Annotated in this window: 16 protein-coding genes; 11 read left to right on the forward strand and 5 right to left on the reverse strand. The window is 63.2% G+C overall.

The window, feature by feature from the left end:
- Positions 1 to 9 precede the first annotated feature (9 nt).
- The 4 genes from CHU94_RS02955 to chvE are packed head-to-tail and all read left to right on the forward strand — an operon-like array spanning position 10 to position 4,659.
- Positions 10 to 939, forward strand: coding sequence for a dihydrodipicolinate synthase family protein (locus CHU94_RS02955; RefSeq protein WP_094476601.1), 930 nt, complete (start codon positions 10 to 12; stop codon positions 937 to 939).
- A 24-nt stretch (positions 940 to 963) separates the two neighbouring features.
- Complete coding sequence (locus tag CHU94_RS02960; RefSeq protein ID WP_094476603.1) at positions 964 to 2,133, forward strand: Gfo/Idh/MocA family protein; 1,170 nt, start codon at positions 964 to 966, stop codon at positions 2,131 to 2,133.
- A complete protein-coding gene (locus tag CHU94_RS02965) occupies positions 2,130 to 3,566 on the forward strand; it encodes an aldehyde dehydrogenase family protein (RefSeq protein ID WP_094476605.1) in 1,437 nt (478 codons plus the stop codon). Before CHU94_RS02960 ends, CHU94_RS02965 begins: the two co-directional genes overlap by 4 nt.
- 25 nt (positions 3,567 to 3,591) lie before the next feature.
- Positions 3,592 to 4,659 carry a multiple monosaccharide ABC transporter substrate-binding protein gene (chvE, locus tag CHU94_RS02970; protein WP_094476607.1) on the forward strand — a complete coding sequence of 356 codons (1,068 nt, stop codon included), beginning with the start codon at positions 3,592 to 3,594 and terminating at the stop codon, positions 4,657 to 4,659.
- Positions 4,660 to 4,675: 16 nt separating this feature from the next.
- Here the strand turns inward: chvE and CHU94_RS02975 are convergent, their stop codons facing one another.
- Positions 4,676 to 5,665 carry a helix-turn-helix domain-containing protein gene (locus CHU94_RS02975; protein WP_094476609.1) on the reverse strand — a complete coding sequence of 330 codons (990 nt, stop codon included), beginning with the start codon at positions 5,663 to 5,665 and terminating at the stop codon, positions 4,676 to 4,678.
- A gap of 148 nt (positions 5,666 to 5,813) precedes the next feature.
- Here CHU94_RS02975 and CHU94_RS02980 point away from each other — a divergent pair, with 148 nt between their 5' ends.
- From CHU94_RS02980 to CHU94_RS03000, 5 genes are read left to right on the forward strand one after another with little or no spacing between them, the layout of a single operon-like run.
- Positions 5,814 to 7,292 carry an amino acid permease gene (locus CHU94_RS02980; RefSeq protein WP_094476611.1) on the forward strand — a complete coding sequence of 493 codons (1,479 nt, stop codon included), beginning with the start codon at positions 5,814 to 5,816 and terminating at the stop codon, positions 7,290 to 7,292.
- 17 nt (positions 7,293 to 7,309) lie between these two features.
- Positions 7,310 to 8,719, forward strand: coding sequence for a glutamine synthetase family protein (locus CHU94_RS02985; RefSeq protein WP_094476614.1), 1,410 nt, complete (start codon positions 7,310 to 7,312; stop codon positions 8,717 to 8,719).
- 8 nt (positions 8,720 to 8,727) lie between these two features.
- Positions 8,728 to 9,861: an iron-containing alcohol dehydrogenase gene (locus CHU94_RS02990; protein ID WP_094476616.1), complete on the forward strand. Its 1,134-nt coding sequence runs from the start codon at positions 8,728 to 8,730 to the stop codon at positions 9,859 to 9,861.
- A complete protein-coding gene (locus CHU94_RS02995; protein WP_094476618.1) occupies positions 9,861 to 10,673 on the forward strand; it encodes a gamma-glutamyl-gamma-aminobutyrate hydrolase family protein in 813 nt (270 codons plus the stop codon). Before CHU94_RS02990 ends, CHU94_RS02995 begins: the two co-directional genes overlap by 1 nt.
- An 8-nt stretch (positions 10,674 to 10,681) precedes the next feature.
- Complete coding sequence (locus CHU94_RS03000; RefSeq protein WP_094476620.1) at positions 10,682 to 12,055, forward strand: aldehyde dehydrogenase family protein; 1,374 nt, start codon at positions 10,682 to 10,684, stop codon at positions 12,053 to 12,055.
- Between the two features lie 22 nt (positions 12,056 to 12,077).
- Here CHU94_RS03000 and CHU94_RS03005 read toward each other — a convergent pair whose 3' ends face one another.
- Genes CHU94_RS03005 through CHU94_RS03020 form a run of 4 tightly spaced genes read right to left on the reverse strand, consistent with a single transcriptional unit; the run spans position 12,078 to position 16,019 of the window.
- The gene (locus CHU94_RS03005; RefSeq protein ID WP_094476622.1) at positions 12,078 to 12,941 is read right to left on the reverse strand and encodes an ABC transporter permease; all 864 of its coding nucleotides are present in this window, start codon (positions 12,939 to 12,941) and stop codon (positions 12,078 to 12,080) included.
- Positions 12,938 to 13,822, reverse strand: a complete 885-nt coding sequence (locus CHU94_RS03010) for an ABC transporter permease (RefSeq protein WP_094476624.1) — start codon at positions 13,820 to 13,822, stop codon at positions 12,938 to 12,940. Before CHU94_RS03010 ends, CHU94_RS03005 begins: the two co-directional genes overlap by 4 nt.
- Positions 13,812 to 14,942, reverse strand: coding sequence for an ABC transporter ATP-binding protein (locus CHU94_RS03015; protein WP_094476626.1), 1,131 nt, complete (start codon positions 14,940 to 14,942; stop codon positions 13,812 to 13,814). Before CHU94_RS03015 ends, CHU94_RS03010 begins: the two co-directional genes overlap by 11 nt.
- 9 nt (positions 14,943 to 14,951) lie before the next feature.
- Positions 14,952 to 16,019 (reverse strand): extracellular solute-binding protein, encoded by a 1,068-nt coding sequence (locus tag CHU94_RS03020; RefSeq protein ID WP_094476628.1) that lies wholly within the window; start codon positions 16,017 to 16,019, stop codon positions 14,952 to 14,954.
- Between the two features lie 203 nt (positions 16,020 to 16,222).
- On the opposite strand from CHU94_RS03020, the gene CHU94_RS03025 reads away from it, so the two are divergent.
- Positions 16,223 to 17,026 (forward strand): TIGR00266 family protein, encoded by an 804-nt coding sequence (locus CHU94_RS03025; RefSeq protein ID WP_094476630.1) that lies wholly within the window; start codon positions 16,223 to 16,225, stop codon positions 17,024 to 17,026.
- An 11-nt stretch (positions 17,027 to 17,037) separates the two neighbouring features.
- Positions 17,038 to 18,156 carry a M48 family metallopeptidase gene (locus CHU94_RS03030; protein WP_094476632.1) on the forward strand — a complete coding sequence of 373 codons (1,119 nt, stop codon included), beginning with the start codon at positions 17,038 to 17,040 and terminating at the stop codon, positions 18,154 to 18,156.
- The last annotated feature ends 8 nt before the right edge of the window (positions 18,157 to 18,164 follow it).

The raw sequence follows: 18,164 nt of genomic DNA on the forward strand, positions 1-18,164 counted from the left end.
GGAACCACCATGTTTACTGCTGCCAACGCCCGCTACAAGGGCGTGTTTCCTGTCGTCCCGACAACCTTCAATGACGCTGGCGCACTCGATCTGGAGAGCCAGAAACGCTGCGTTGATTTCATGATCGAAGCCGGCTCCACCGGCCTTTGCATCCTGGCGAACTTCTCCGAGCAGTTCGTCCTCAGTGATGCCGAGCGCGAGACATTGACCCGCACCATCCTCGAACACGTCAAGGGTCGCGTGCCGGTGATCGTCACTACCACCCATTTCAGCACCGACATCACCATCGCGCGAAGCGTCTTGGCCCAACAGTTGGGTGCTTCCATGGTCATGGTCATGCCGCCCTACCACGGGGCCACCATCCGGGTGCCAGAGGCACAGATCTACGAGTACTTTGCCCGCCTGTCTGACGCGATCAACATTCCCATCATGATCCAGGACGCGCCCGTGGCCGGTACGCCCTTGTCGGTCCCCTTCCTGGCCCGCATGGCCCAGGAAATCAAGAACGTTGCGTACTTCAAGATCGAAACCGCGGGTGCCGCCTCAAAGCTGCGCGAACTCATCCGCGTGGGCGGTGCCGCCATCGAAGGTCCCTGGGATGGCGAAGAAGCCATCACCCTCATGCCTGACTTGGACGCCGGTGCTACAGGTGCCATGACCGGTGGTGCCTACCCCGACGGCATCCGCAAGATTGTGGACGCCTATGCAGCAGGCAAGCGTGACGAAGCAGCAGCCCACTACGAAAAGTGGCTGCCGCTCATCAACTACGAAAACCGCCAAGGCGGCATCCTGACCGCCAAAGCGCTCATGAAGGCCGGCGGCGTGATTGCCAGCGAGGCAGGCCGCCACCCCTTCCCAGCCATGCACTCCGCAGTGCGCGAAGGCTTGCTCGATACCGCCAAGCGCCTGGACCCCATGGTTCTGCGCTGGGGCAAGTAAACCAACTACCCACGGGGAGGCCCCATGTCGGAAAACACCGTTTTCAAGCTCTTGGGCCGCCGCCTGCGCCTGGCCGTTATCGGCGGCGGGCCGGGCTCCTTCATTGGCGCCATGCATCGCCAAGCGGCCCGCCTGGATGACCGCTACGAGCTGGTGGCTGCCGCCCTGTCATCGGACCCCGAGCGCTCCCGCATCACAGGTCAAGGCATCGGGGTCGCGCAAGACCGCTGCTACCCCAGCGGCCAGGCCCTGATCGATGCCGAGGCTGGGCGCCCCGACGGCGCGGAAGTCATCGCCATCATGACGCCCAACGACAGCCACTTCGCCTTTGCCATGCAGGCGCTGGAGCGCGGGCTGGATGTCATTTGCGACAAGCCCATGACCAATACCCTGGCCGAAGCTGAGGCACTCCATGCGCGGGTGCAGGCTACCGGTCTGGTGTTTTGCCTCACCCACAACTACACCGGCTACCCCATGGTGCGCCAAGCCAAGGCCATGGTCATGGCTGGCGAACTTGGTGAGGTACGGCTGGTGCAAGTGGAGTACGTGCAAGGTGGTCGGGCCAAACCCGGCCCCGGTCGCCGTGCGTGGAAAGAAGACCCCGCGCGCGGAGGCCCCTCGCTCGTTCTCGGCGACATCGGCACCCATGCGCACAACCTGCTGCGTTTCATCACGGGGCTGGAGGTCGACCAGGTGGCCGCTGATGTCGGCAGCATCGTGCCTGACCGTGTCACCCATGACTACGCAGGTGCCATGCTGCGCATGAGCAATGGCGCGCGCGGCAGCTTCTGGGTCACCCAGGCCGCGGCAGGCGTGGAAAACGGCTTGCGCATTCGCGTGAGCGGCTCCAAAGGCAGCTTGGAGTGGCACCAGGAACACCCGCAGGTGCTGCAATTCAAGCCACTGGATGCCCCCGCCCAGGTGCGCACGCCCAACGGCCCCGGCACGCTGCCGCTGGCCGCGCGTGCTTCACGCATCGTGGCGGGCCACCCTGAAGGCTTTCACGAAGCCTTTGCCAATCTGTACACCGATGCGTCGGACGCCATTGCTGCGCGGCGCAGCGGGCAGACGGCAGATCCCCTGTCCCTCTTTTTCCCCAACGCTACCGACGGCCTGCAAGGCATTCGCTTTGTGGCCGCCGCTGTGCGTTCCAGTCAAACCAACGGCGCGTGGACCGCGCTTTCAACCCTATGACGCAACACAACAACCTCATCAATGGCGAATGGGTCGCCGGCACCAGCTACGCGCCCAACCTCAATCCCAGCAACCTCGCAGACGTTATTGGCGAATACGCCCAGGCGGACGTGGCCCAGCTTAATGCAGCAGTAGCCGCCGCGCAAAAAGCCTTCCCAGCCTGGTCCACCAGTGGCATCCAGGCCCGCGCCGATGCGCTGGACAAGATCGGCTCCGAAATCCTCGCCCGCAAGGAAGAGCTCGGTACCCTGCTGGCCCGTGAGGAAGGCAAGACCCGTGCAGAAGGCATTGGCGAAGCCGCCCGCGCTGGCAACATCTTCAAGTTCTTCGCCGGTGAATGCCTGCGCTTGGCCGGAGAAACCGTGCCCTCCGTGCGCCCCGGTATCGGCGTGGAAGTCACCCGCGAGCCGCTGGGTGTCATCGGCCTCATCACCCCCTGGAACTTTCCCATCGCAATCCCAGCCTGGAAGATCGCCCCTGCGCTGGCCTACGGCAACTGCGTGGTGCTGAAGCCTGCCGACCTCGTGCCCGGCTGCGCCTGGGCCTTGGCCGACATCATTAGCCGCAGCGGCATCCCTGCCGGCGTGTTCAACCTCGTGATGGGCCCCGGCCGCGTGATTGGTGACGCCCTGGTCAACCACCCCGGCATCACTGCCATCAGCTTCACCGGCTCCGTCGGCGTGGGCCAGCGCATTGCAGCCGCCTGCGCCGGCCACATGAAGAAAGTCCAGCTGGAGATGGGTGGCAAGAACCCCCAAGTCATCCTGGACGATGCCGACCTCAATGTGGCGGTCGAGCTGAGTGTCCAAAGTGCTTTCTACTCCACCGGCCAGCGCTGCACCGCGTCCAGCCGCCTCATCGTGACCGACAAGATCTACCCCGCCTTCATCGAAGCCATGCAGAAGCGCATGGCCGCCATCAAGGTGGGTGACGCCCTGGAAGCCGGTATCGACATCGGCCCCGTGGCCTCGCAGCCCCAGCTGGAGCAAGACCTCTCCTATGTGGAAATCGGCAAGGCCGAGGGCGCCACCCTGCTCACAGGCGGTGAACGCCTAAGCCGTGGCACCGACGGCTACTACATGGCCCCCGCCCTGCTGGTGGACAGCACCGCCGCCATGCGCATCAACCGCGAAGAAATCTTTGGCCCGGTGGCCAGCGTCATCCGCGTAAAGGACTACGAAGAAGCCCTGTTCACTGCCAATGACACGCCCTTTGGCCTGTCGGCCGGCATCGCCACCACCAGCCTCAAGTACGCCACCCACTTCAAGCGCCACAGCCAGGCAGGCATGGTGATGGTGAACTTGCCTACAGCGGGGGTGGACTACCACGTGCCCTTCGGTGGGCGCAAGGGCTCCAGTTACGGGCCCCGTGAACAAGGTAAGTACGCCGCCGAGTTCTTCACCACCGTCAAAACCGCTTACACGCTCGCCTGATTCAAACAATAACGAGGAGACAGGCATGCGACCCCTACGACGGTTCTTTTTAAGTGCAGTGTTGTTGGGGTCCATGCCCTGGGCCCACGCACAGATCGACAGCAAAGGTGGCGTGGGCATCCTCATGCCCACCATCACGTCCCAGCGCTGGGTGGTGGACGGTTTGGCCATGGTGCGCGCCATGGACAAGCTGGGCTACCGCCCCGACCTGAAGTACGCCAACGACGACATCGCCACGCAGATCGCGCAGACCGAAGAGATGCTCAAGGCCGGCGACATGAAGGTGTTGGTCATCGGCGCCATCGACGGCAGCAAGCTCGCCCCCGTGTTGCAAAAAGCTGCCGAGAAAAAGATCAAGGTCATAGCCTATGACCGCCTGATTCGCGACACGCCCCACGTGGACTACTACGCCACCTTCGACAACTTCCAGGTTGGCGTGCTGCAGGGCTCAGACATCATCGAGCGCCTCGGGCTGGACAAGGGCAAGGGCCCCTTCAACATCGAGCTGTTCGGTGGCTCCGCCGACGACAACAACGCCTTCTTTTTCTACGACGGCGCCATGTCCGTGCTCAAGCCCTACATCGACAAGGGCAAGCTGGTTGTCGGCTCGGGGCAGATTGGCATGGACAAGGTGTCCACCCTGCGCTGGAGCGGCTCGGTGGCGCGTGCCCGACTCACGCAGATCCTGGACAAGTACTACGCCAAGCAACGCCTGGACGCCCTGCTCTCGCCCTATGACGGCATCAGCATGGAGCTGATCACCGCCATGAAGAAAGCCGGCTACGGCCAGGGCGGTCAGCCGCTACCGGTGGTCACTGGTCAAGATGCAGAAATGCCCTCTGTGCGCTCCATCATCCGCAATGAACAGTCATCTACGGTCTTCAAGGACAACCGTGAGCTGGCCCAGGTGGTCACGACCATGGTGGATGCCATCTTGTCCGGGAAAAAGCCCACCATCAATGACGAGAAGACCTACAACAACGGTCAGAAAGTGGTGCCCTCTTTCCTGCTGAAACCCCTGAAAGTGGATTTGGAAAATTGGCGCGCTGCGCTGGTGACTTCGGGTTACTACAAGGCCGACCAGTTCCGCTGATTCGCCCTTTCCTGCGCTACTGCAGCGGTGGCGCGCAGCGTTTGTGGGTCTGCGAGGGCAGTTCGCCGAACATGGCCTGATAGTCCTTGGCGAAGTGGCCAAAGTGCCAGAAGCCCATGTCGGTGGCGGCTTCCGTCACAGAGCTCGCGGTCTTGAGGGCCTGGCGCACAGCGCCCAGCCGTATGGCACGCAGGTAGGCCAAGGGGCTGATGCCAAGAATGCGCTGAAACGCACTTTGCAAGGTGCGGCGACTGACCCCCAATTGCTGGCACAGCTCACCCACGGTGGGGGGCTGTTGCAATTGCCCTTGCAGCAGGGCGCGGGCTTGTTGCACCAGCAGCCAATGCACATCGTGCGCAACCTCATTGGTACACGATGCGAGGTTCAGCGCTGCCACTTTCTCCACCAGGGTATCCACCATGCCTGCACGCAGAGCTGGCAACGAAAACATGGCAGGCGCGGTGTGTGCGGTTTCGAATAGCATCAGCATGACCTGTCGCAAACCTTCCAAGCACGTTGGGTCGGTCGCCCTTAGACCTGCTTGGCTGCCTGCCAATGCGCCATGGCCCCATGGGTACAAGGTGTTGCTCAGCACGGGGTCCAGCTCCAGCCCCATCATCACGTGGTCGCTTCCGGTTCGAAACTCAAACCCCGACTGACCCGAAAACACATGCAAGGCATTGCGGTCACTCTGTGAACCGCAAAACACACTGCTGCCATCACAGCGCAGCGGCACACCCAGTGCCAACACACCAGCTTTCAGTTGACCGCTTTGGTACACGGTGGATTCCAGCCCTTCCATGAACAAACGTACCGGTCCCAGATCCACGCGCTGGATAGCACCCCGAAACCCTCCGCCCGACAACTGCAAGTAGGACTGGTTCCACCCCGTGAGGGCCGCAGCCTGCTCGTCCACGTCGGCGTAGATGGCCGACTCGAACCCCATGGCGCGGCCACCCGCTGCCGAGGCTGGCGGGTGGATTGCCGAAATGGGATGTTGGGACATAGGCCAAAGATTTTGCAAACAAGCGGTCAAGTGGCTTCTAGGTGTTTACACCCGGCTTCGCGTACTGCCAATTCGGGATAGCCGCTGGCTCGAGGCCTCTCCACAATGAATCGGCTAACTTTTGTCCAACCCAGTCAAGGAGTCGTTCATGTCAGAACATTCGGGAGTCCAGTACACCAAGGTAGACCAAAGCTATTTCGACAAACGCGGGTTGCGCCGCTATGCCGGGGTCTGGTCTCTGTGGGCGCTGGGAGTGGGGGCCGTGATTTCCGGGCATTTTTCAGGTTGGAACTTGGGCTTGGCCAATGGCTGGGGCAGCATGTTGTTTGCCACCATCATCATTGCCATCATGTATCTGGGCTTGACGTTCTCGCTGGCCGAAATGTCCCCCGCCCTGCCGCACACGGGTGGCGCCTACTCGTTTGCGCGCACTGCCATGGGCCCGTGGGGCGGCTTCCTCACCGGCCTGTCGGAGAACGTGGAATACGTCATCACGCCCGCGGTTATCGTGTACTTCATCAGCAGCTACATGGGTGGCATCTTTGGTACACCCACCGAATATCTGCCCCTGTGGTGGATTGGCTTCTACATCTTCTTTGTGGGGCTCAACATCGTCGGGGTGGAGCTGTCTTTCAAGGTCACCCTCGTCATCACCCTGCTTGCGTTGGCTTGCCTTGCCGTGTTCTGGGCCAGTGCCTTGCCGAATATCGACTTCAGCCGTTGGGCCATGAATGTGGGTGAGGGCGGTGCATTGCTGGAAAACGGCAACGGTCCCCTGTTGCCCATGGGCATCACCGGGGTCCTGGCCGCCATGCCGTTTGCCGTATGGCTGTTTCTGGCGATTGAGCAGTTGCCGCTGGCTGCCGAGGAGTCGGTCGATCCCAAGCGCGACATGCCACGCGGCATCTTGGCCGGTGTCTTTACGCTGATCTTCTCCGCCTTCATGGTGTTGTGGCTCAACCCCTCGATTGCGGGCATTGGTGCGCATACCCTGGCCAAATCGGGCGAACCGCTGCTGGACGGCTTCAAGGCCATCTACGGCGATGGCATTGCCAAAGTACTGGCCCTGGTGGCTGTGCTGGGCCTGATTGCCAGTTTCCACACCATCATCTTTGCCAAGGGCCGCCAGATCTATTCCCTGAGCCGGGCCGGCTACTTCCCCTCGGTGTTGTCCATTACCCACGGCAGCCGCAAGACACCGCACCTGGCCATGATCTTGGGCTCTGTGGTCGCGCTGGCAGTGATGTTCGTGCTGTGGTTCAGCCTGGGATCTGACAAAGGCGCGGCCGTGATCGGCGGCACCTTGCTCAATATGGCGGTGTTTGGCGCCATGTTCTCCTACATCATGCAGGCGCTGTCTTTCATCATCTTGCGCAAGAACATGCCCAACATCCCGCGCCCCTACCGCAGCCCGCTGGGCGTGGTGGGTGCAGGGCTAACCGTAGTGATTGCGGTGGTCACCTTGTACTTCCAGCTCAGCGATCCGCTCTACCGCGATGGCGTGATGTGGGTCGCTGTCTGGTTTGCCGCCGGGATTACCTACTTTGCCCTGGTGGGGCGCAAGCGCCTGATCCTTTCTCCTGAAGAAGAGTTCGCCATGGACATGGCCGACAAGGCTCGCTCTTGAACTGATCGGAGACCTACATGGCAACACGCAAGTCTTCCGCTGGTAGCGCGCGGGCCAAACCAGCTGCACCCCATGCAGCGCTGGCCGCCGTGCAAAAATCCGGCGCCCCCAAAGTCAAGGTGGCAGTGACCGATATCGACGGCGTGCTGCGTGGCAAGTACCTGCACCGCGACAAGTTCCTCGGTGCGGCCGAGCCTTACCCGGCCGGAGGCTTTGGCTTCTGCGACGTGGTGATGGGCTGGGACATGATGGACGCCTGCTATGACAACACCACCGTCACGGGCTGGCAGCATGGTTTCCCTGACGCGCTGGCACGGCTGGACCTGAATACCGCGCGCCATGTGCCGTGGGACGACGGTGTGCCCTTCTTCCTGGGTGAGTTTGTCAACGCTGACGGCACGCCCCACCCACTGTGCCCGCGCCAGACGCTCAAACGGGTGTTAAAGCGCGCCGAGAAGATGGGCCTGCAGCCCATGACGGGTATGGAGTTCGAGTGGTACAACTTTTTGGAGACGCCGCAAAGCTGGGCCGACAAGCAAGGCGTGGGCGCCACACCGCTCACGCCCGGCATGTTTGGCTACTCGCTGCTGCGGGCCAATCAGAACCGCCACTTCTTCAACGCCATCATGGACGACATGCTGGCCTTCAAGGTGCCGATTGAGGGCCTGCACACCGAAACCGGCCCCGGGGTGTTCGAGGTCGCCATCGGCTTCTCCGAGGCGTTGGAGCAGGCCGACCGAGCGGTGCTCTTCAAGACCGGTGCCAAAGAGATTGGTGCGCGCTTTGGCATCATGCCCAGCTTCATGGCCAAGCCGCACCAGCCGCTGCCGGGCTGCAGTGGCCACATCCACCAAAGCCTGAGCGATGGCAAGACCAACCTGTTCTTTGATGCGAAGAACCCGCGCAAGATGAGCAAGGTGTTCGAGAGCTACCTGGCCGGACAGATCAACTGCTTGATGGAGTTTGGTCCCATGATCTGGCCCACCATCAACAGCTACAAACGCTTGGTGGACGGCTTCTGGGCACCCGTCAAACCCACCTGGGGCATGGACAACCGCACCGCCAGCTTCCGCGTCATTGCCGGATCGCCCAAGGCCACACGTCTGGAGACGCGTTGCCCCGGTGCCGACGTGAATCCGTATCTGGCGATGGCTGCGGTCATTGCGGCCGGGCTCGATGGTGTGGAAAAAGGCCTCAAGCTCAGCACGCCGCCCATCACCGGTACCAATGGCGGCGCCGAGCACATTCCGCGTGCGCCGCGCACCCTGATAGAGACCACGCGCAATTTCAAGGAATCGGCCGTCGCACGCGACTGGCTGGGCGACACCTTTGTCGACCACTTTGCCGCCACCCGCGAATGGGAGTGGCGCCAGTGGCTGGACGCCGTGACCGACTGGGAAATGAAACGTTACTTCGAAATCATCTAGAGACCACCATGAGCATCACTTCCTTCTCCTTCCCTACGCCCATCAAGTTTGGTGCGGGCGCCCGCAAGCTTGTCGCACAGCACTTGAAAGACCTCGGCCTGAAACGCCCGCTGATCGTCACCGACAAAGCCTTGGGCGCCTTGCCCGTACTGGCCGAGTTCCAGACCCATCTGGCAGGTCTGGATGTAGCTGTGTTCTCCGGCGTGTTTGGCAACCCCACCTGCAGCCAGGTGATGGACGGTGCGGCTGCCTACAAGGCGCACATGGCGGACTGTGTGATCGGCTTTGGCGGCGGCGCCGCGCTCGATGTGGCCAAGGTCGTAGGCCTGGCTGCCACGCACCCGGGCGACATACTGGAATACGTGTGGGACCATCCGCAGGTGCGCCCCATCGTGAACGAGCTGCCCTATTTCGTGGCACTGCCCACCACCTCGGGTACCGGCTCCGAGGTGGGCCGCTCCAGCGTGGTCAGCGAGAACGACACGCACTTGAAACGCGTCGTCTTCAGTCCCAAAATCCTGGCCAAGACGGTGTTTGCCGACCCTGAGCTCACGCTGGGCCTGCCCGCACACGTAACCGCCGCTACCGGTATGGACGCCCTGACCCACAACATCGAGAGCTACCTCTCGCCCGCCTACCACCCGCTGTGCGATGGCATTGCGCTGGAAGGCACGCGCATTGCTGCCGCCGCACTGGTCACTGCGGTCAAAGACCCCGGCAACTTGCCCGCTCGCTCCGACATGATGATGTCCTCCATGATGGGCGCCATTGCCTTCCAGAAAGACCTGGGTGCCGTGCACTCCTGCGCCCACGCGCTGGGCGCCGTGTGTGACCTCCACCATGGCCTGGCCAACGCGCTGATGATAGACAGCGTGATGGCCTGGAACCTGGAGGCTGCGCCCGCCAAGTTTGACGAGTTGGCCCATGTGTGCGGCGTGGCCGGTGGCGGCAAGGCCTTTGTGGCGTGGCTCAAAGCCTTGAAGACCAGCGTGGGGATCACCGGCACGCTGGCCAGCCATGGCGTCAAGCCTGAACATCTGGCGCGCTTGGTGCAGGTGGCCACGGCCGACATCTGCCACCAGACGAACCCCCGCCCCTGCACGGCCGCCGACTTTGAGCGCCTGTTCAAGGCCGCCATGTGATGCACCACGCCGGGGAACGCCTCAAGATCGCAGTGAGTGCATGCTTCATGCACCCGGACCCGGCGCGTGCCGCGTTTGCCAAGAAGACGCTCAACTACGTGGAGCTGTCGGTACCGCAATGGCTCATGTCCGGTGGCGCGCTGCCGGTGATGGTGCCGTCGCCCATGGGCGACACGGGGCGCGGCAGCGTCACGCTGGACGACTACGCGCAGTGGCTCGATGGGCTGGTGCTGCACGGCGGTGCCGACCTGTGGCCGGGCAGCTATGGCGAGGCGCCGATTGATGCGCGCTGGCAGGGGGACAAGGTGCGTGATGCCTACGAGATGGCGCTGGTCAAGGCCTTTGTGGCTGCGGGCAAGCCGGTGTTTGGCATCTGCCGCGGCCTGCAGCTCATCAACGCCACCTATGGCGGCACCCTGGTGCAGGACATCCCCACCCAGCGCCCACAGGCCCTGCAGCACCGCGATGCCGACCGGTATGACCTGAACTTCCACCAGCTTGAATTAGTGCCAAAAACCCGCCTGAGCCAGCTTCTGGATTGCGCAAGCAGCTACAAAATCAATAGCGTTCACCACCAGTGCATCAAGGACCTGGCGCCCGGTTTCGAGGTCGAGGCGCGTTGCCCGGACGACGGCACCATCGAAGCCATCCGCGCCACGGGGCCGGACTGGATCGCTGCCGTGCAGTGGCACCCCGAGTTCCACAAACCCGAGCACGGTACCTTGGACGACACGCCGCTCTTGCATGATTTTCTGGCCCAGGCGCACGCGGTGCGTGCGGCGGCCAGCCCAACCCTTTCTCCTGAACTTTGAGTACCCCCATGAGCCAACTCGCCATCCACAACCCGGCCACCGGCCACCTCATCACCACCCTGGGCGCGGACGATGCCACCACCGTGGCCGCCAAAGCCGCGCGTGCCCGTGCTGCGCAAGCCCGCTGGGCCGCAAAACCGCTGGCCGATCGCAAGGCCTGCATCACGGCTTTTCGGGCCGGGGTGGTGCACGACTTGGAGTCCTTGGCCTTCACCATGACACGTGAGACGGGCAAGCCCATCAAGATGTCGCGCAACGAGCTCAACGGCTTACTCGGCCGTCTCGACTTCTTTCTGGCCGAGGCCGACGCCACGCTGGCCACCGAAACCGTGTTTGCCGACGGTGGCATGACCGAGCAGATCCAGCACACGCCGCTGGGGGTAGTGGCCAATATCTCGGCCTGGAACTACCCTTGGTTTGTCGGCTGCAACGTCATCGTGCCCGCCCTGCTGACTGGCAATACCGTGCTCTACAAACCCTCGGAGTACGCCACCCTCACCGGGCTGGAAATCACGCGCCTGCTGCACAAGGCCGGCGTGCCGGAAGACGTACTGATTTGCCTGGTGGGCGGTGGTGCCGTGGGTGCTGCGCTCTTGGAGCAAAAGGTGGACGGCGTGTTCTTCACGGGCTCTTACGCCACCGGCGCGCGCATTGCGCAAACAGTGGGCAGCAAGTTCGTGAAATTGCAGCTGGAGCTGGGGGGCAAGGACCCCACCTATGTGTGCGACGACGCCAATGTGCAAGTGGCCGCCGAGAGCCTTGCCGATGGCGCCATGTACAACACCGGGCAGAGCTGCTGCTCGGTGGAGCGGGTCTATGTGCACGAGAAGGTGTACGACCAGTTTGTGCAGGCCTTTGTCGCTACCGTCAACTCCTTCAAGACCGGTGACCCCGCGGCCGAGGACACCTACATCGGTGCGATCACCCGCGCGCCGCAGCTCGATGTGCTGCAGGCCCAGGTGGACGACGCCAAGGCCAAGGGCGCCACGCTGCATACGGGAGGCCACCGCGGCACCGGCGAGGGCAACTGGTTTGAACCTACCGTGTTCTCCAATGTGAACCACAGCATGGAAATCATGCGCGAGGAAAGTTTTGGCCCGGTCATTGGCATCCAGAAAGTGGCCAGCGATGCCGAGGCCGTCAAGCTGATGAACGACACGCGCTATGGCCTGACGGCCGGTGTCTTCACGCCCAACGAGGCGCGGGCCAAGGCGGTGCTGGAACAGGTGAACGCGGGCACCGTCTACTGGAACTGCTGCGACCGCGTGAGCCCGCGCCTGCCCTGGAGCGGCCATGGTGACTCGGGCGTGGGTCTTACGCTGTCCACCTACGGCATCCAGACCTTCACGCGGCCCAAGGCCTGGCATCTGCGCAAGGCCTGAGCCCCGCGTGCTGCTCAGAAGCTCAGCGCTCCTGCGGAGCGTCTGAGCGCTTGAGCAGGGTGAGCGCCAGCACGGCCGACGCCACCATCAGGAACAGGCTCACCGCATTGAGCACCGGGGTGGCGCCTTCGCGCATACGGCCATACATCATCACCGTCAGTGGTGCGTCGGAGCCCACCAGCATCAAGGTGGTGTTGAAGTTCTCAAACGACATGAGGAACGAAATGGCCGCCGCGCCAATCAGCGCAGGCTTGAGGTAGGGCAGCGTGATGGTGGTGAGCACCGCAAATCGCGAGGCGCCCAGGTTGTAGGCCGCTTCTTCCAGCGTGATGTCAAAGCGCTTGAGTCGGGCCGAGATGGTGAGCGTGGCAATCGACGCGATGTAGGCAAACTGCCCCAGCACCACCAGTGGCAGGCCGGGCCGCAAAAACTCCAGCTCCAGACCCCACAGGTCGTCCGCCAGGTTGGCCACACGGCTGGCCAGTGCCAGGATGGAGATACCCAGGATGACCCCCGGAATCACCAGCGGCGCCAGCATCAACATGCTCAGGGCTTGTTTGCCGCGGAACTGGGTGCGCTCGATGAGAAATGCATTGGCCGTGCCCACGAGGACCGACAGCAGCGTGACCCAGCAGGCCACCACCACGCTGGTCCACAGGCTGCCCAAGAGCGCGGTGTCGGCAAACAGACCACGGCGCGGACCGTCGGCGCCGCCCAGAAACCAGTCCAGCGTAAAGCCGTTCCAGGGCGGTGCGGGGTAGGGCGCGTTGTTGAATGCAAACACTGCCACCACGGCCAGCGGCAAAAACAGAAAGGCAAAGAACAGCACACCGTAGACCACGGTGCTGGCGCGCAGCCAAGCGGGGCGGGGGAGTGAGGGGATCATGTGCGTTGCATCACTTCACCAAATTTCTGGCCCGAGAGCTTGAGCCCCAGCCACACCAGGCCCGTGCTCAGCGCCAGCAGCAGGAAACCAAACGCGGCACCCTGTTCCCAGTTGAAGCGGGTGATGAACTGAGTGTAGATTTGCTCGGTAAACCAGAGGGAGTTTTTGCCACCCAGCAGGGTGGGCGTGAGGTAGTTGCCCAGCGTGAGCATGAACACCACAATGCAGCCCGCCACCATGCCCGGTGCGGCATGCGGAATGATGATGTGACGCAGGATGGACCAGCCATTGCCGCCCAGGTCGTAGGCCGCCTCGATCAAGGAGTCGTCCAGGCTCTCCAGCGCGCTGATCAGCGGGATCACCATGAACAGCATGCTGGTGTAGACCAAGCCGACGAGGATGGTCGCGTCGTGGTACAGCATTTCCACCGGGGCGGGGGTGACGCCCAGCCACACCAGAATGCCCGGCAACACACCCGACTCGCGTAGCAGAATCATCCAGCCCAGCGTGCGCACCGTCTCGCTCACCCAGAAGGGAATCAGGCACAGCACAAACAGCAGCGCCTTGCTACGTCCGCGCGCGATTTTCGCAATCGTCCAGGCGATCGGAAACGCCATCAGCAGCGTGATGGCCGTGGCAATCAGCGACATCACGGCCGTGCGCACAAAGGTGCGCCAGTACAGCGGCTCGTCAATGAAGGTCAGGTACTGCGCCAGGCTGGGCTCGTAGACCCGGGGTGCGACCCGTGCGCGCAGCGACAGCACCGCCAGCTCTGCGTGCGGCAGGATGATCAGCCCCAGCAGCCAGAGCAGGGCCGGTGCCAGCAACAGCATGCCCAGCAGCCGGGCCATGGTGCTGCGTGGCACGCCTTCAGCCAGCATAAGCCTGTGCCTGTGCGGCAAAACACACGGCGCGCTGCGGGTCAAAGCCAAACACCACGTCCTCACCGGCACGCAGGTCGGCGAATTGGCCGGTCTGTGGCAATGCGATGCGGAACTCAGTGCCGCTGTGCTTTTCGCGCAGCAGCACTGCCGAGTTGGCACCGTCGAATAGCAGGCTCTCCACCACACCAGTGAAGTGCGGCATGCCGGTCGCTATGAATTCAGTAGCTGCTCGCGCCAGTCTGGCAACCTCAGGGCGCACAAACGCCTCTACGGCATCGCCCGCCTTGATATGCGTATGGCCATGGGCCGCCCGCGCATGCAGCGCCAGTCCACTGGCCGTAGCCACCTGCACCACATCGCCTTGCACGCCCACGGCCTTGCCCACCAAGCGGTTGTTGGCACCCACAAAGCCCGCCACAAACGGGGTGTGGGGCTCGTAGTACAGTGCCTGTGGTGTGCCCAGCTGCTCAAAGCGGCCATGGTTCATCACCGCCACATGGTCCGACAGCACCAAGGCTTCGGACTGGTCATGCGTGATGTAGACAAAGGTGGTGCCAAACGCCGCCTGCAGCTGCTTGAGCTCGATCTTCATGTGCTCGCGCAGCTTCAGGTCCAGCGCGCCCAGCGGTTCGTCCAGCAGCAAGAGCGTGGGCTCCAGCACCAGGCTGCGCGCAATGGCCACGCGTTGCTTTTGCCCGCCCGAGAGCTGGTCCACCCGCTTGGCCTGCGCACCGGGCAGGCTCACGCGTTCCAGCATCTCGCCCACGCGGCGCTTGATCTCGTCAGCCGCCACACCGCGGCGCGCCAGGCCGTAGCCTACGTTCTCGCCGACCGTCATCATGGGGAACAGCGCCAGGTGCTGGAACACCATGTTCACCGGCCGCTGGTTGGGCGGCACGCCGTTCATGGGTTTGCCGCCTATGCGGATCTCGCCCGCGTCAGGTTGGATAAAGCCCGCCACCATGCGCAAGAGCGTGGTCTTGCCGCAGCCGGACGGTCCCAGGATGGAAAAGAACGACCCGCGTTGCACGGTGAACGACAGGTCGTCCACCGCGGCAAACGCGCCGTAGCGTTTGGCAACGCCTACGGCTTCAAGGTCAATGGTGGCGGCGCTCAACGCTACCGCTTAGTTGGCAGCCTTGATGCGGTCGAGCACGCGACCTTCGATCTCTTCAATGCCAGCGGGCACAGCGGGGTACCACTTGATGTTCTTCAGTGCCGCTTCGGGGAAGCTGGCCGCAAACTGCGCCTTGAGCTTGGCGTCCATCATCTGGTCCGCGCCCTTGGAGGCGGTGAAGTTGCCAGCCGAGCCAGCCACCTTGGCAGCAATCTCGGGGCGCATGTTGAAGTTGATCCAGGCGTAGGCTGCCGCGTCGTTCTTGCCCTTGGCGGGGATAGCGAAGGTGTCAATCCAGCCCATGGCGCCCGCCTTGGGGGCGATGAACTGGATCTCGGCCTTCTCGTTGTTGAGCTTCCAGCCGCCCGTGTCCCACATCATGGCGCCCACAATTTCACCAGCACGCATGCCGTTGAGCAACTGGTCCTTGTTGTCCCAGTAGAACTTCACGTTGGGCTTGCAGGCAATCATCGTTTTGCCCACTTCATCCATCAGCGCGGTATAGGCCTTGGCATCGTTGTACAGCGCAAAGGGGTTCTTGCCAGCGGCAAATGCAAAGGCCAGCAGCGTGGGGCGCTTCAGGCGGTAGGCCACCTTGCCTTTGTAGTCGGCCTTGCACAGGTCGATGTAGTCCGCCATCTGGGCCAGCTTGGTGTTCACCACCAGGCCATCAGTGCCCCAGATGTGGGGCAGGCCGTAGACCTTGCCGTCCACCGTGGTGTTGCCCTTGGTGGCGTCCAGCATGGAGGGGATGAACAGCTCGCTCTTGAGCTTGCTCAGGTCCAGTGGTTTGTAGATGCCAAATTCTTTTTGCGGGCCGGCAATGCGGTCTTGCGAAGGTTGGGCCAGGTCGAAGCCAGCGCCGCCCGTGGCGCGCAGCTTGGAAATCATCTCTTCGTTGTTGGACAAGGTCAGCTCCACCTTGTAGCCGGTTTCCTTCTCAAACTGTGCCACTACCGCTGCCGGCGCGTAGTCGGCCCACGTGAGCAGACGCAGCGTTTTTTCTTGGGCCATGGCGGAACCGCCGAACACCAGAGTTACGACGGCAGCAGCAATAGAAGCACGTTTGAAAGTCATGGAATCGTCCTTGAAGTGGATGGAAGTTTTGGCCAGAAGTGGCCAAACCCTTCGGAGATTAAGACAGCGAGGTGACAGTTATATGTCAAGCGATGCACTGGCACAAGCCTGATTTCCACAGGGGTAACAGGCGCACCAATTCGGGCTGCTATCGTTACGGCCTGAGCCCAATGTGGGGCGCGTTTTGTTCAAAGGAGTGCGTGATGGCAATGGATGTGGTGGACTACGAAATCTTTGGGTCCGAGATGCAATACGTCGAGGTGGAACTGGACCCTGGCGAGGCCGCGATCGGCGAAGCTGGCGTGATGATGTACATGCAAGAAGGCATCACCATGGACACCATCTTTGGGGACGGTTCGCAACAAGGCGGCTTCTTTGGCAAGCTCATGGGCGCGGGCAAACGCCTGCTCACCGGCGAAGGCCTGTTCACCACCGTGTTCCAGAACAGCGGCGCGGGCAAGCAGCGCGTGGCCTTTGCCGCGCCCTACCCCGGCAAGATCGTGCCCATGGACCTGAGCCAGTTGGGCGGCACCATCATCTGCCAGAAAGACTCCTTCTTGTGTGCTGCCAAAGGCGTAGCACTGGGGATTGCCTTCCAGAAGAAGCTGGGTGTGGGTCTGTTTGGGGGCGAAGGCTTCATCATGCAAAAGCTCGACGGCGATGGCATGGCCTTTGTGCACGCCGGTGGCACGCTGATGGAGCGCACCCTCGCCCCCGGCGAAACGCTGCGGGTGGACACCGGCTGCGTGGTGGCCTTCCAGCCCACGGTGGACTTTGACATTCAGTTTGTGGGCAAGATCAAGTCCGCCATCTTTGGGGGCGAAGGCCTGTTCTTTGCCACGCTGCGTGGTCCCGGCAAGGTGTGGCTGCAAAGCCTGCCGCTGTCGCGCTTGGCCAACCGCATCATCTTGTCGGCACCAGCCGCAGGTGGGCGCTCGGCAGACCAGGGCTCGCTCTTGGGCGCGGGGGTGCTGGGCGGCCTCATTGGCGGCGGCAACGACGACTGAGCGCACGCGCCATGCATAGCACCAGCAGCACCTTCGGCGGCCGGCTGTTTGCGCCCGGCCTGGACGGCGTGGGCGTGCCCGCCACCGGCCAGTGGCGCCAGGGGCGGCTGGTGGTGTGCGTGCAAGACGGTGGCGTTGAGCGCGAGTGGCTGGCGCCCGAGCAGCCCACGCTCAGTGCAGGCGGCTTCAACGCCGCGCAGCTCAGCGTGGCCTGGCCTGCAGAGGGTGGTCAGGTGCAGTTTTTTGTGGATGCGGGCGCAGCACGCGCTGCTTTTGCGGCAGCCATGCCAGCCACCCTGGCCCAGCCGCACGGCGCCGCCCAGCGCGCGGCACGCGGCGTGGAGCGGCGCTTCAAGCTCTGGTGGGCTGTGCTGGCTGCGGTGGCCCTGTTGCCGGTGTTGGCCCTGGCCCTGCTGGTACTGCGCGGCGGCGACGTGGTGGACTGGGCTGTGCGGCAAATCCCACATGCGCAAGAGGCCAAGCTGGGCGACCTGGTGCTGGCGCAAACCCGCGCGCGAATGCGCGTCATCGACAGCGGCCCTGCGGTGGACGCTGTGAAATACATGGGTGAGCGCCTCACCCCTGGCACCTTGCACCGCTACCGCTGGCTGGTGGTGGACCAGCCCGAGATGAACGCCTTTGCCGCCCCCGGTGGCGTGGTGGTGGTCTACAGCGGCCTGCTCAAGGGCACCGACACCCCCGAAGAGGCCGCAGGCGTCATCGCCCACGAGGTCGCCCACGCCGAGTTGCGCCACGGCCTGCAGGGCATGGTCAAAAGCATGGGCCTGCGGGCCGGTGCGGCTGTGCTGCTGGGCGACTGGAGCGGTGCTGTGCTCAGCGAAGCCACCACCAGCCTGCTGGAAATGAAGTTTTCCCGCGAAGCCGAAACGGAGGCCGACGCCGAGGGCCTGCGCCGCATGGTGGCCGCCAAGATCAACCCCGAAGGCATGGCCCGTTTCATGGACAAACTGGCTGCGCAGAGCAAAGATGCAACACCGCCTGCACTGCTGTCCACCCACCCTGCGTCCAGCGAGCGCGCAGCCACGCTGCGTGCGCTAGCCGCGCAACACCCCGGCCCTTGGGACACGCTGCCGCTGGACTGGGCGGCGGTGAAAGCCAGCCTGCCTTGAGGGCCTGG

The organism is Rhodoferax sp. TH121 (genome assembly GCF_002251855.1).
GTDB lineage: Bacteria > Pseudomonadota > Gammaproteobacteria > Burkholderiales > Burkholderiaceae_C > Allorhodoferax.

Excerpts from the sequence above, each read along its gene's own strand:
- CHU94_RS02955 (WP_094476601.1), top strand. The coding sequence starts at position 10 with ATGTTTACTGCTGCCAACGCCCGCTACAAGGGCGTGTTTCCTGTCGTC.
- CHU94_RS02960 (WP_094476603.1), top strand. The coding sequence starts at position 964 with ATGTCGGAAAACACCGTTTTCAAGCTCTTGGGCCGCCGCCTGCGCCTG.
- CHU94_RS02965 (WP_094476605.1), top strand. The coding sequence starts at position 2,130 with ATGACGCAACACAACAACCTCATCAATGGCGAATGGGTCGCCGGCACC.
- chvE (WP_094476607.1), top strand. The coding sequence starts at position 3,592 with ATGCGACCCCTACGACGGTTCTTTTTAAGTGCAGTGTTGTTGGGGTCC.
- CHU94_RS02975 (WP_094476609.1), bottom strand. The coding sequence starts at position 5,665 with ATGTCCCAACATCCCATTTCGGCAATCCACCCGCCAGCCTCGGCAGCG.
- CHU94_RS02980 (WP_094476611.1), top strand. The coding sequence starts at position 5,814 with ATGTCAGAACATTCGGGAGTCCAGTACACCAAGGTAGACCAAAGCTAT.
- CHU94_RS02985 (WP_094476614.1), top strand. The coding sequence starts at position 7,310 with ATGGCAACACGCAAGTCTTCCGCTGGTAGCGCGCGGGCCAAACCAGCT.
- CHU94_RS02990 (WP_094476616.1), top strand. The coding sequence starts at position 8,728 with ATGAGCATCACTTCCTTCTCCTTCCCTACGCCCATCAAGTTTGGTGCG.
- CHU94_RS02995 (WP_094476618.1), top strand. The coding sequence starts at position 9,861 with ATGCACCACGCCGGGGAACGCCTCAAGATCGCAGTGAGTGCATGCTTC.
- CHU94_RS03000 (WP_094476620.1), top strand. The coding sequence starts at position 10,682 with ATGAGCCAACTCGCCATCCACAACCCGGCCACCGGCCACCTCATCACC.
- CHU94_RS03005 (WP_094476622.1), bottom strand. The coding sequence starts at position 12,941 with ATGATCCCCTCACTCCCCCGCCCCGCTTGGCTGCGCGCCAGCACCGTG.
- CHU94_RS03010 (WP_094476624.1), bottom strand. The coding sequence starts at position 13,822 with ATGCTGGCTGAAGGCGTGCCACGCAGCACCATGGCCCGGCTGCTGGGC.
- CHU94_RS03020 (WP_094476628.1), bottom strand. The coding sequence starts at position 16,019 with ATGACTTTCAAACGTGCTTCTATTGCTGCTGCCGTCGTAACTCTGGTG.
- CHU94_RS03025 (WP_094476630.1), top strand. The coding sequence starts at position 16,223 with ATGGCAATGGATGTGGTGGACTACGAAATCTTTGGGTCCGAGATGCAA.
- CHU94_RS03030 (WP_094476632.1), top strand. The coding sequence starts at position 17,038 with ATGCATAGCACCAGCAGCACCTTCGGCGGCCGGCTGTTTGCGCCCGGC.